Source organism: Mycobacterium botniense, from assembly GCF_010723305.1.
GTDB lineage: Bacteria > Actinomycetota > Actinomycetes > Mycobacteriales > Mycobacteriaceae > Mycobacterium > Mycobacterium botniense.
On the sequence record NZ_BLKW01000004.1, the window covers coordinates 875,570 to 887,947 of the forward strand.

Annotated in this window: 7 protein-coding genes and 1 pseudogene; 7 read left to right on the top strand and 1 reads right to left on the bottom strand. The window is 64.9% G+C overall.

Going from position 1 to position 12,378, the window contains the following annotated elements; translation table 11 throughout:
* Positions 1 to 97: 97 nt before the first annotated feature.
* The 4 genes from G6N08_RS14115 (at position 98) to G6N08_RS14130 (ending at position 6,118) form a co-directional block, all read left to right on the top strand.
* Positions 98 to 1,438, top strand: coding sequence for a glutamine synthetase family protein (locus tag G6N08_RS14115; protein WP_163758256.1), 1,341 nt, complete (start codon positions 98 to 100; stop codon positions 1,436 to 1,438).
* Between the two features lie 123 nt (positions 1,439 to 1,561).
* On the top strand, positions 1,562 to 4,531 hold the full coding sequence (locus G6N08_RS14120; protein ID WP_163758258.1) for a bifunctional [glutamine synthetase] adenylyltransferase/[glutamine synthetase]-adenylyl-L-tyrosine phosphorylase: 2,970 nt from the start codon (positions 1,562 to 1,564) through the stop codon (positions 4,529 to 4,531).
* A 100-nt stretch (positions 4,532 to 4,631) separates the two neighbouring features.
* Positions 4,632 to 5,261, top strand: coding sequence for a PaaI family thioesterase (locus G6N08_RS14125; protein WP_163758260.1), 630 nt, complete (start codon positions 4,632 to 4,634; stop codon positions 5,259 to 5,261).
* The gene (locus tag G6N08_RS14130) at positions 5,258 to 6,118 is read left to right on the top strand and encodes a TIGR03619 family F420-dependent LLM class oxidoreductase (RefSeq protein WP_163758262.1); all 861 of its coding nucleotides are present in this window, start codon (positions 5,258 to 5,260) and stop codon (positions 6,116 to 6,118) included. The genes G6N08_RS14125 and G6N08_RS14130 overlap by 4 nt, the downstream gene beginning before the upstream one ends.
* A 3-nt stretch (positions 6,119 to 6,121) precedes the next feature.
* Here G6N08_RS14130 and G6N08_RS14135 read toward each other — a convergent pair whose 3' ends face one another.
* Positions 6,122 to 7,672 (bottom strand): phospholipase C, encoded by a 1,551-nt coding sequence (locus tag G6N08_RS14135; RefSeq protein ID WP_163758265.1) that lies wholly within the window; start codon positions 7,670 to 7,672, stop codon positions 6,122 to 6,124.
* 629 nt (positions 7,673 to 8,301) lie between these two features.
* Here G6N08_RS14135 and G6N08_RS14140 point away from each other — a divergent pair.
* From G6N08_RS14140 to G6N08_RS14150, 3 genes and pseudogenes are all read left to right on the top strand, one after another.
* A complete protein-coding gene (locus tag G6N08_RS14140; RefSeq protein WP_163758267.1) occupies positions 8,302 to 9,636 on the top strand; it encodes a cytochrome P450 in 1,335 nt (444 codons plus the stop codon).
* A gap of 282 nt (positions 9,637 to 9,918) precedes the next feature.
* Positions 9,919 to 10,137, top strand: a complete 219-nt coding sequence (locus tag G6N08_RS14145; protein WP_163758270.1) for a transposase — start codon at positions 9,919 to 9,921, stop codon at positions 10,135 to 10,137.
* A 448-nt stretch (positions 10,138 to 10,585) separates the two neighbouring features.
* Positions 10,586 to 12,357, top strand: a pseudogene (locus G6N08_RS14150) (IS1634 family transposase).
* The last annotated feature ends 21 nt before the right edge of the window (positions 12,358 to 12,378 follow it).

Below are 12,378 nucleotides of genomic sequence, written 5' to 3' on the forward strand. Positions count from 1 at the left end.
GTGAAGAGCTACACAAGAGCTACACAATAAGTTCCGCAATATTGGTAGCGTGATGGCGGTAACACAGAGTTAACAGCCAGTGCATACTGTTCGGGTTATGGATCGACAAAAGGAATTCGTGCTCCGCACGCTGGAGGAACGGGATATCCGTTTCGTCCGGCTGTGGTTCACCGACGTGCTCGGGTTCCTCAAGTCGGTTGCCATCGCTCCGGCCGAACTCGAGGGAGCGTTCGAGGAAGGCATCGGTTTCGACGGGTCGTCGATTGAGGGCTTCGCCCGGGTTTCGGAATCCGATTGTGTGGCGCACCCAGACCCGTCGACCTTCCAGGTGTTGCCCTGGACCACTCCGTCGGGTCACCACCACTCGGCGCGTATGTTCTGCGACATTACGATGCCGGACGGCTCACCGTCCTGGGCAGATCCGCGTCATGTGCTGCGGCGTCAGCTGGCGAAGGCCAACGACCTGGGTTTCTCCTGCTATGTGCACCCTGAAATCGAATTCTTCCTGTTAAGACCCGGTCCCTGCGATGGCTCGGTGCCGGTGCCCCTCGACGACGCCGGCTATTTCGACCAGGCGGTGCACGACTCCGCATCCAACTTCCGCCGAAACGCAATCGAGGCGTTGGAATTCATGGGGATCTCGGTTGAGTTCACCCACCATGAAGGCGCTCCCGGGCAACAAGAGATCGACCTGCGCTTCGCTGACGCCCTGTCGATGGCCGACAACGTGATGACCTTCCGCTACGTCATCAAAGAAGTGGCCCTCGAAGAAGGCGCGCGAGCCACGTTCATGCCCAAACCATTTGCCCAGTACCCCGGTTCAGCGATGCACACCCACATGAGCCTGTTCGAGGGTGAGGTCAACGCCTTCCACAGTCCCGACGATCCGCTTCAGCTGTCGGATGTAGCCAAGTCGTTCATCGCCGGGATTCTTGAACACGCCAGCGAGATCAGCGCGATCACCAATCAGTGGGTCAACTCCTACAAGCGGCTGGTGGGCGGCGGTGAGGCCCCCACCGCCGCCTCGTGGGGGGCGGCCAACCGGTCGGCGCTGGTGCGTGTGCCGATGTACACCCCCCACAAGACCTCGTCACGGCGGATCGAGGTGCGCAGCCCCGACTCGGCGTGCAACCCCTATCTGACGTTCGCGGTGCTGCTAGCCGCCGGACTGCGCGGAGTGGAAAAAGGTTACGTTTTGGGTCCCCAGGCCGAGGACAACGTATGGGACCTCACGCCCGAGGAACGCCGCGCAATGGGATACCGCGAGCTGCCGTCCAGCCTCGACAGCGCCCTGCGAGCGATGGAAAACTCTGAGCTTGTGGCGGAAACGCTGGGCGAGCATGTTTTTGACTTCTTCCTGCGCAACAAGCGTCGTGAGTGGGCGACTTACCGCAGCCACGTCACACCCTACGAGCTGAAGACATACTTGTCGCTGTAGCGGCTCATTGCGCCGGCGAGCCCCGCGCGGCGCTGATGCCCGACTCTTGCGTGGCTGCAGCGCGGGCCGCATCGTCGTTGGGCGCAAATGCGCTAACGTCGAGGCTTGACATAGGAGAAACTCGTGTCCAAACCTGCCATCGAGCGCCCGGCGGTGCCCAGTGTCGGGCGGCTCGGGCTGGTGGACCCGCGTGCGGGCGCCAACGTGGCGCGGCTGGGGTGGGACAGCATTGAGCATGTTGACGTGCTGTGGTCGCTGTCACGGGCACCCGACGCCGACGCTGCGCTGCATGCCCTGGTGCGGCTGGCTGAGGCCCTGGGTGCCGGCTGGGAGGAGCTCAATGCCGCCCTGCTGACTGAGCGGGAACTGCGGGGGCGGCTGTTCGCGGTCTTGGGCTCGTCGCTGGCCCTTGGAGATCACCTCGTTGCGCATCCAGCGTCGTGGCGGTTGCTTCGCGGCGACCTCACATTGCCCTCGGTTGACCAGCTGCGCGGGACTTTTCTGGAATGTGTGGCCGAAACGTCAAGTGCGCCAGGGTTGGTGTTGCCCCGGCTGAGCACCCTTTACCGGGATCGGCTGCTGGTGCTGGCCGCTTTGGATGTGGCAGCGACGGTCGAGAACCTGCCGGCGCCGTCGTTCACCACCGTGACCACACATCTGTCGGATCTCGCCGACGCCGCGCTGGCCGCCGCGTTGCGGGTGGCCGAAGGAATCGTGTGCGGGCAGCGCACCCCTCCCCGCCTGGCGGTCATCGCGATGGGTAAATGCGGTGCCCGCGAATTGAATTACGTCAGCGACGTCGATGTCATCTTCGTCGCCGAGCGTGCCGACTGGCTGACCGCGCGCCTGGCCAGCGAGATGATGCGAGTGGCCTCACAGGCCTTCTTCACAATGGACGCGGGGCTGCGCCCGGAGGGACACCACGGCGAACTGGTCCGCACACTCGACGCGCACATCGCCTACTACCAGCGGTGGGCGAAAACCTGGGAGTTTCAGGCATTGCTGAAAGCCCGGCCGGCCGCCGGCGATCCCGAGCTCGGTCGGCAGTACGTGGCGGCGTTGACGCCGATGGTGTGGCAAGCGTGCGAGCGTGAGGATTTCGTGTCCGAAGTCCGCGCGATGCGCCGACGGGTGGAACAGTCGGTGCCCGCCGAACTCCGCGACCGCGAGCTCAAACTCGGCAGCGGTGGACTGCGTGATGTCGAGTTCGCGGTACAGCTGTTGCAACTGGTTCACGGCCGCACGGACGAATCGCTGCACGTGGCGTCCACGGTGGATGCTCTGGGGGCGCTGGGAGCCGGCGGGTACATCGGGCGTGAGGATGCGGAGAACCTGAGAGCCTCCTACGAGTTCCTGCGGCTGCTCGAGCACCGACTGCAGCTGCAGCGACTGAAACGGACGCACCTGCTGCCACGGTTCGACGACGACGAAGCACTGCGCTGGCTGGCGCGTGCGGCCCATATCCTTCCCGATGGGACACGCGACGCGCAGGGAGTCCTGCGTGAGGAGCTGCGGCGGCACCACCTGCGGGTATCACGGCTGCACGCCAAACTTTTTTATCAGCCACTGCTCGAATCCATCGGGCCACCCGGGCTGGAATTCACCCACGGGATGACACCCGCTGCGGCGGAGCGGCAATTGGCCGCACTCGGTTACGAGGGCCCGCAAAGCGCGCTGAGTCACCTGGCCGCGTTGATTGGTCAAAGCGGCCGCCGGGGACGCGTGCAGGCGGTCTTGCTGCCCAAGCTGCTGGACTGGTTGTCCGACACTCCCGATCCCGACGGCGGTCTGCTGGCCTACCGCCGGCTCAGCGAGGCGCTGGCCGGGCAGCGCTGGTTTCTGCCCACGCTGCGCGATGAAAGCGCGGTGGCCAAGCGGCTGATGCGGGTGTTGGGCACCTCGGCCTATGTCCCGGAACTGCTCATGCGCGCGCCCGAGGTCATCCAGCAGTATGGGGACGGGCCATCCGGCCCCAAGTTGCTTGACGTCGAGCCCGGTGCGTTAGCACCGTCGCTCGTCGCGTCGGCGAGTCGGCATCCCGACCCGGTGCGGGCCATCGCCGCCATCCGCGCACTGCGTCGCCGCGAGCTGGCCCGGATCGCCTCGGCGGATCTGCTCGGCATGCTCGATGTCAGGCACGTGTGCAAAGCGCTGACCGCGATGGGCACCGCCGCGCTGCAAGCCGCCCTGGACGTGGTGGTGCGGGCCAATCTCGCTGATGGCCGTCGCGCGCCGGCAGCTATCGCGGTCATCGGGATGGGCCGGCTCGGGGGCGGGGAAATGGGCTACGGGTCGGATGCAGACGTGATGTTCGTCTGCGAACCAGCCGGTGGCGCCGATGATTCGGCGGCGGTGCGCTGGTCGACGTCGGTCGCCGAGCAGATGCGGGCGCTGTTAGGAGCGCCCAGCGCCGACCCGCCGATGTATGTCGATGCCAACCTGCGGCCCGAAGGGCGCAGCGGTCCGCTGGTGCGCACGCTGGGAGCCTATGAGGCCTACTATGCGCAGTGGGCGCAGCCGTGGGAGATTCAGGCCCTACTGCGGGCATCCTGGGTCGCCGGCGACGCAGATCTGGGCCAGCGATTCTTGCGGATGGCCGACAAGACACGTTATCCCCCCGGGGGCGTATCGGCTGAGGCGGTGCGCCAGATTCGCCGCATGAAAGCACGTGTCGATGCTGAGCGGCTGCCGCGCGGTGCTGATCCGAATACCCATACCAAGCTGGGCCGTGGGGGACTGGCTGATATTGAGTGGACTGTGCAGCTGCTGCAGCTGTTGCACGCGCACGAGTTTCCCGAGCTGCGCAACACGTCGACAGTGGAAACCCTCGACGCCATCGCCGCGGCCGGGCTGCTCGCCGAGGACGACGTGGATCTGCTGCGGCAGGCCTGGCTGACCGCGACACGGGCCCGCAACGCGCTGGTCCTGGTGCGCGGCAAGCCCACCGACCAGCTACCGGGTCCCGGGCGCCAGCTCAACGCCGTCGCCGCCGCCGCGGGTTGGCACAGCGGTGACGGTGGCGAATTCCTGGACCACTATCTGCGAGTAACCCGGCGCGCAAAAGCGGTCGTGCGCAGGGTGTTCGGCGGTTGACGCGGCACGGAACTGACCCCGGTGCGCGCGGGGGACGCACCGTGCTGCTAGTAAGGACGCACGAAGATGGCTACAAGCCGGCGGCAGGAGGCGGAGTCGGGTGGACCCAACGTTGGAGGCCATCAGCGCCGAGGAATACGACCGACTGACATCGTTATATGGCCCGCTAACCGATGCGGTCCGCGATCTGATCGACGCCACCATCCGTACCGACGCCGACGAAAACACCCTCCGGGAGGCGCGGGCTGCGATCGCGGCGGTCACCGACGCATTGCGCGCCGGTCAGCTCCGCACCCGGCCGGAGGTGCGCATCGGGGCCGATGGCCGCCCCGTGGTGTGGAGTAACGCGGTGATCGGCCTGCGCAACCCGATCGCGCCTCCGCTGACGGTCAATCACGACGCGCCTGGCCGCTGCTGGAGTGAGTTTTCTCTCGGGGCAGCCTACGAAGGCCCACCCGGTCTGGTGCACGGCGGCGTGTGCGCTCTGGTGCTCGATCACATGCTCGGTGAGGCGGCCAGCGAAGGACTGACCAAACCGCTGTTCACCGGAACCATCACCGTCAGATACCTGCGTGGCACCCCTCTGGGTGAGCTGCGCGCCGAAGCGGAAATTGACCGCGCAGAGGCTGTCAAAACGTTTGTCCGAGGCCACCTTTCAGATGCCTCAGGGATAACTGCCGAAGCGGAGGGAGTTTTCGTGCGGCCGTCGTGGGCGCGGGAAGCGTCGTGAAGTACTACATCAGCAGCGCCTTCCTCGATACCCGCGAGATCATCGAGGTCGCCAAGGCCGCCGACGACCTCGGTTACGACGGTGTCGGTATCCCCGACCACGTCGTCAACCTGGAAACTCTGCGCACCCCGTACCCGTACACCAAAGACGGGCAGCGGCGCTGGCAGCCGTTTACCGACTGGCCCGATCCGTGGGTACTGATCGGGGCGCTGGCGCAGGTGACCACTCGGCTACGGTTCGTCACCACCGTGTACGTCCCGGCGATGCGCAATCCCTACTCCGCGGCCAAAGCCATTGGTACCGCTGCGTTTCTGGCTGAGGGCCGGGTTGAGCTCGGCGTCGGTGTGGGGTGGTGCGCGGAGGAATTCGCGCTGATGGGTGAACAGTTCGAGGACCGCGGCAGACGCACCGACGAAATACTGGATTTGATGCGAGCGCTGTGGGAACCCGGCTGGACGGAGTTCGACGGCGAGTTCTACCACACCCCACGGCTGGAGATGCAACCCACACCGCCGCGGATACCGATCTATGTCGGTGGGCTCAGCGAGCTTGCGCTCCGCCGTGCCGCCCGCAACGACGGCTGGATCGGGGATTTGATCAAGACCGACCGGGCTATCGGGGTGGCGCGCCGACTGCGCACGCTGCGCACCGAAAACGACTTGCCGCTCGACGATTTCACCATCCTGACTCCGCTCACCGATGCTTTCACCATCGGCGACTACCGGCGCGCTGAGGACGCTGGCATCACCGGCATTCTCACCATGCCGTGGATGTTCTATACCGGCGCCGGCGCCACCTTGTCGGAAAAGATCGACGGTATGCGGCGCTTGCGCAAGGATCTCGCGCTCGATGCGTGACCGCTAGGCGGGCGGACCGGTCTCCTGCACCGGCATCTGCTGGGGGTACGGCACCCGATACGGCGTGCCTTTATCCAAAAAGCCGGTGACGACATTGGGCACACACTGTGGGAGTTTCGGCAGCGCATCCAGGGTGGGTGTGTCGAGGTAGGGACGGCCCGGGTCGAACGTGCTGAAGTCGAATGCGTTTGTCATGTCGCCTGTGGTCGCCCGCCGCCAGGAGGTCAGGTTCGGCACCTGCACTCCGAACCGGGTCTCGATGAGCCGCAGCTGCGAGGTGTGATCGTAGACGGTCGAATCGACTCGCCCGCCCCGGCTGAACGGTGAGATGACCAGGCATGGGACCCGGTAGCCCAAGCCGATCGGCCCGCTGATCCCGCCTGAGTCCGGCACATTGCTGACGATGGACTGCGGGATGTACTCACCGGCGGTACCGGGAGGAGCGGTCGGTGGGGTGACGTGGTCGAAAAATCCGCCGTTCTCGTCATAGGTGACGATGAGCGCCGTTTTCTCCCAAACCTGCGGGTTGGACAGCAGGATCCGCAGCACATTGACGATGCCGGTACCGCCGAGGGACACCGGCAGCGCCGGATGCTCGCATTGAAGCAGGGGGCCAATCACCCATGACACTTGCGGGAGGCGGTTGGCCGCGACGTCAGCGGCGAAGTCCGACGGATATCTGGGCGCGATGCCGTTTCTCCACAAGCTCGATCTGATATCCCGGGCTTGCTTGAATGCACTGACCAATCCGTTGTAAAGGACACGGTTGATCGGCCCGACATCGTGGCTGTTGTAAACTTTCCAGCTCACTTGCGCCTGGTCGAGGGCCTGCGGCATGATTTCCCAGGAATACTTGAAATTCGGCCAAATTCCTGGTGTTTCCACAATCGGGCCGCCGAAGTTACCCTCTGGGTCGATTGTCGCGCTGAGCCAGTACAGCCGATTGGGAATCGTAGGTCCCAGCACTGAGCAGAAATAGTTATCGCAGATAGTGAACTTATCGGCCAGCATATAGTGCACGGGCAGGTCTGCGCGCGTGTAGTAGCCCATGACGGCCGGCGCGTTGCGGGGACCTACGGCGCGGATCGAGTTGGGCAACCACATATCGTTGGCGCCGCCGTTCCACGCCTTGTGCATGCCGATCCAGGTGTGGTCGGGGTCGTTGACGCATTCGCCGTCCAGGCTCGGGCCTCGGGTGGTGTTGAGCCGGAATGGCAATGTGTACAAGCTAGGGTTGTTGAAGTCGGTGGGTCGGCCGCCGGTCGGTGACGGTGCCCAGCCGCGCTGCCGGAAAACCGGCGGTGGATTATTCGGATCGTGGCCGAATCCGTTAACCGCGTACCGGGTTCCGAAATAGTTGTCGAATGAATGGTTTTCCTGCATGAACAGAACTATGTGCTGGATGCTTTGCAGTGAACCCGATGGCACCGGCATTGCGTAGGCCTTGTCGATAATGGGTGCCGCCCATGCCGCGAGCATCGCAGTGCCCCCCGCGGCGGTGACTTTGGCGATAAACTCCCTTCGGGACATGCCGTCAAACGGGCTGTTGCTCATCCGGGCGCTACCTCTTCGACACAGGTGCGCCCACCATAAAAGTGAACGGGGTCTGCACTGGGGAATGTGCGCTCTCCGGGCGTGTCGCGGAACTCATTACCGTGATGTGAACGGCAGACGGGCGACGTCGCCGGATATCCCGTTTCACTGAGACCCGTGCATTGTGGTGCCGTCAACAGGAGATCCCCGGGCTGATCTGTGAAATCGGTGCCGTGGTGCAGGCCCAGCCCCCGGTTTTCGCAAAACTCGGATTTCTCGCTGCGGGTGTTAGACGGTGTGCCCACTGTGCAGCCAGGGTGGCGACACGCCGGTGACCGTCGCCCCGGGTGCACGCTGGGGGACGCGCAGCCTCCCTGGCCGGGCCAGACCTGGTCGGGGGTTGCCGACCCACGCCGTCGGCCCCGGATTGTTCGCACAACATGGCGGTGGGCGAGAGTTCCAGAGTTCCTAAGCGGCACAGTAGAAGACGGTGCGCCGAGGGTCGACGGTTTTCGCCGGCACGGCGCTGTCGCGGGAACAGCAGCGCAGTTGAGTGCGCCGGGGCTGGTCCGGGCGGGGTTGAGCGGTCCGCCAGGTGAGCCTAAGGTCTGCCTATGCACCGTTGACGTCCCAGAAGGTAGGTGCGCTCGATGGCGGCCCCTGTTGATCAGATGTCCAGCCTGCACGACTTGCCGCACGCCCGGGTGTGGTCGGCCGCGAGAGACGTTCCGGCATTGTTGTGGCCCGGGGCGGCCAGCTCTGCTTTGGGCCGCCTCGGCGAGCGGGTTGTCGTCGACGTGCCGCTCCTACCGCCGCTGCTGTTCACCAGTTCGATTGCCGACGTGCGGGCGTTATTGATCGACCCGGAAGACAACTTCTCGTTCGGGCAGGTCTTGCGGCGTCTGACGGCCCACGATGTGATATTCGGTACCGACACGTTGAGTTTCCTCGAAGGTGCGCAGCATCGCGCGGAGCGCAAGTTGGTGTCACCGCCCTACCATGGCCGGGCTCTGAAGTCCTATGAGGATGCGATTGCCGCCGTGATGCGAAAGCACCTCGAGCGGCTGCCGGTCGGCTCGCCGATCAGCTTTCTCAAGATTGGCTACCAGCTTGCCGTCGATGTGATGATGTCGGTGGTCTTCGGCGCCGCCGAGCCCGGCGCGACAGCTGACCTTGAGCAGGCGATGTACGGGTGGTTCAAGGCTCTGGAAAGCCCTGCTTTTCAAGGTCTCAGTGCGCTCGGCGTGTTCACCGGCGGGCACGCCCTTCCCTATCTTCCGCTCCGCCGACACGAGAAGGCAGTTGACGCAATCCTTCTCAAAGAGATCGCCAACCGCCGAGCCGGGCGAGGCTACTCGGACAATGGCCTGATTGAGCACATGCTTCAGGTGAATGCCCAAAGTGAAAATCCCAAGGATGACGCCACGTTGGCCCGGGAGCTGCGCGGAACCGTTCTCGCGGGATACGAGACCACGGCGGTGACGTTAGCGTGGATCGCCGAGTTTGTCAGCCACAACCCCCGGGTCTTGGACGAGTTGCAGCGCAGCATCGAGGCGGGTGACGACTGCTATTTGGATGCGGTGATTTACGAGGTGATGCGCCTGCGGCCGGCCGTTCCCGGTACCGCGCGGCGAGTGTTGCGCGACACCGTTTTGAACGGCATCGCCCTGCCCCGGGGCACGGTGGTCGTGATCCCTTTTCTGGCTGTGCACGAACGGCCCGATATTTACGACGACCCGCTGGCGTTCCGGCCGGAGAGGTTCCTGAACACCCCGCCGGGAACCTACACATGGCTGCCGTTCGGCGGCGGGGCTCATCGGTGTCTGGGCGCCAAGCTGGCCACCTTCGAGGCCCGGGTGTTATTCCGGACCCTGCTGCAGCACCGGTCACTGACCGCGTTGCCGGGGCCGCCCGCTCGAGCGCATCCGATTCGACCGATGCTGATGCCGATCAACCGGGCCACAGTCATCCTTCAGCACCGATAAGGCGCACCGGCCGGCTGGGCCTGACGCTGCTCCGCGGGTGAGCTCGTCGAGTTGCGTTCGCAAAGTGCGTGTCTCGCTGTCGAGGTGTTGATCGCGTCCGCTCATTGAGCGCCACGGTGTGTTGAGCGCGGCGGTACGGGCCTTGACCGCTCCGTTGCGGGCAATGCGCGGCATCCGGATGACTTTGATCGGGCCGTCGGCGCGTTACGTTGCGCCGCTTGCTTTGCCCGCGCATTCCCGGCTACACCGGCCAGACCGTCACCACCGCCGCGGCCAGGGCCGGTGTCACAGTGGACGTGGTGTCCGGGCCGAAACCCGGCCGCGGGTTCATCGTGCACCCACTGGGTAGTCGAACGCACCAACAGCTGGATCAACCACTGCCGCCGCATCGACCGCCACTACCAAACCACCCTCGCCGCCCGCAAAGGCTTCCGCCACCTCAGCCAAATCGCTCTGCTGCTCCGACGACTCGACCGCAGCCAGTTGTTCGACACGCTTTGATATGTAATTCGTTTTGTCAACCAGGCAGGGGGAAGCAGGCGCCGCGGCCGTCGCCGGGCGCCCGCTTCCGGTTGACCGAATCGTCCCGGTTGGCGAGCGTGTCGAGGTTGTCGACGCGGGTGTCAAGTCTGATATTCGCGGGTTGGTTACCGCAGGACGGACTGTTCTGCTGGAGTGGATCGCAGATCTAGAGGTCGAGCGTCATCACGTTGTCAGGCAACAGGATTGCTCATAAAGCGTTCGCGGGTCACTCCCAGGCGCTGCCGCCACCAGGCTCGATTCGGACAGTTGTGGAGGGCGCGGGTTTAGCCCGAAGTTGCGGCGGGTTCTGATCGGGGATTAGCCGTTTGAGCTGACATTTTGGGCATGGACCTGGCCTGAATTTGTAGTCACGAATTTATGTGTGTTGTTCCGAGTATTCTGGTGTAAAGCGTCTATACTTGTGGCTATGCCGCGTAGCCCGATGAAGGCCCACGTAGTCAGAGTGAGGAAGACTCACGTGGATAAGCAGGGCAGCGAACGGATCTATGAGTCGGTGCTGCTGCGCCGCACCTACCGTGATGGGCCCACGGTGCGTAACGAGACGGTGGCCAACCTGTCCACGCTGCCCCCGGCGGCGATCGCCGCGCTGGAGGCGACGTTGAAGGGGCATACCCTGGTGCCCGCCGACGATGAATTCACGGTGACGCGGGCGCTGCCGCACGGGCATGTGGCCGCCGTGGCGGCGATGGCCCGCCAGCTTGGCTTGCCGGCGCTTTTGGGACCGCCCTGCCGGTCCCGCGATCTCGTGCTGGGATTGATCATCTCCCGGGTGATTCACCCGGGCTCTAAGCTGGCGACGCTGTCGCGCTGGGCCGACACCACGCTGGGAGCCGACCTGGCCATCGCCGGCGCATCCACCGACGAGGTGTATGCCGCGATGGACTGGCTGCTGGCCCGCCAAGACGTGATCGAAAAAAAGCTTGTTGCCAAACACCTTGGTCGCGATGTGAACCCGTCGCGTATGGCGTTGTTTGACCTGACCAGCTCGTGGGTGACCGGGCGCTGCTGCGAGCTGGCCGCCCGCGGGTATTCCCGCGACCGCAAAAAGGGACTTCCCCAGATCACCTACGGGGTGCTCACCGATGCGGCCGGGCGCCCGGTGGCGGTGCGGGTGTTTCCCGGCGACACCGCCGACCCGCTCGCCTTCACCGAGATCGTCGACGTCATCCGAACCAGGTTTGGGCTGACCCAGCTGGTGCTGGTGGGTGATCGCGGGATGATCACCCGCGCGCGCATCGAGGCGATCAAAAAACTCAACGACACCGGCGCCGGGTTCGGGTGGATCACCGCGCTGCGCGCCCCGGCGATCACCAAACTCGCCGCCGACGACGGGCCGCTGCAGATGAGCCTGTTCGACATCCAAGACCTCGCCGAGATCACCCACCCCGACTACCCGGGCGAGCGGCTGATCGCCTGCCGCAACCCCGCCCTGGCCGCCGAGCGCGCCCGCAAACGCGCCGAACTGTTGGCCGCGACCCAGGCGCTGCTGGCCCGTATCGCCGAGCGGGTCGATCGCGGAACCCTCACCGGTGCGGCCCGCATCGGAGAAGCCGTCGGGAAAGTCATCAATAAATACAAGGTGGGCAAGCATTTTCGCTACCAGATCACCGACACCGGCTTCACCTACGGGCGCGATGAGGCCGCCATCGCCGCCGAAGCCGCCCTCGATGGCATCTACGTGCTGCGCACTTGCGTGCCCGCCGCCGACCTCGACGCCCCGCCGTGGTGCAAAGCTACAAGAACCTCGCCCACCTCGAACGCGACTTCCGCAGCATCAAAACCGACGACCTCGACCTGCGGCCCATCCACCACCGGCTGTCCGACCGTGTCAAAGCCCACGTGCTGATCTGCCTGCTGGCCTGCTATCTGACCTGGCACTTGCGTAAAACCTGGGCACCGCTGACCTACACCGACGAACACCCACCAGCTCGCGACAACCCCGTCGCGCCCGCCCAACGCTCACCAGCCGCGAAAGCCAAAGCCTCCCGCCAACAAACCCCCCACGGCACCCCGCGGAGCTTTCGCGCCCTGCTCGACCACCTGGCCACCCTGACCCGCAACCAAATCCGCTACCACCACACCAACATCGAAATCGACACACTCACCCAGCCAACACCCGAACAACGCCGCGCCTTCGACCTCATCGGGGTCACCATACCCCTCACCATCGCCGCGTAGTCAGACCCAACCCACCAAAAA

What these genes read in the sequence shown, in the direction of transcription:
- G6N08_RS14135 (WP_163758265.1), bottom strand. Translation starts at nt 7,672, where the DNA reads ATGAGCAACAGCCCGTTTGACGGCATGTCCCGAAGGGAGTTTATCGCC.
- G6N08_RS14115 (WP_163758256.1), top strand. Translation starts at nt 98, where the DNA reads ATGGATCGACAAAAGGAATTCGTGCTCCGCACGCTGGAGGAACGGGAT.
- G6N08_RS14140 (WP_163758267.1), top strand. Translation starts at nt 8,302, where the DNA reads ATGGCGGCCCCTGTTGATCAGATGTCCAGCCTGCACGACTTGCCGCAC.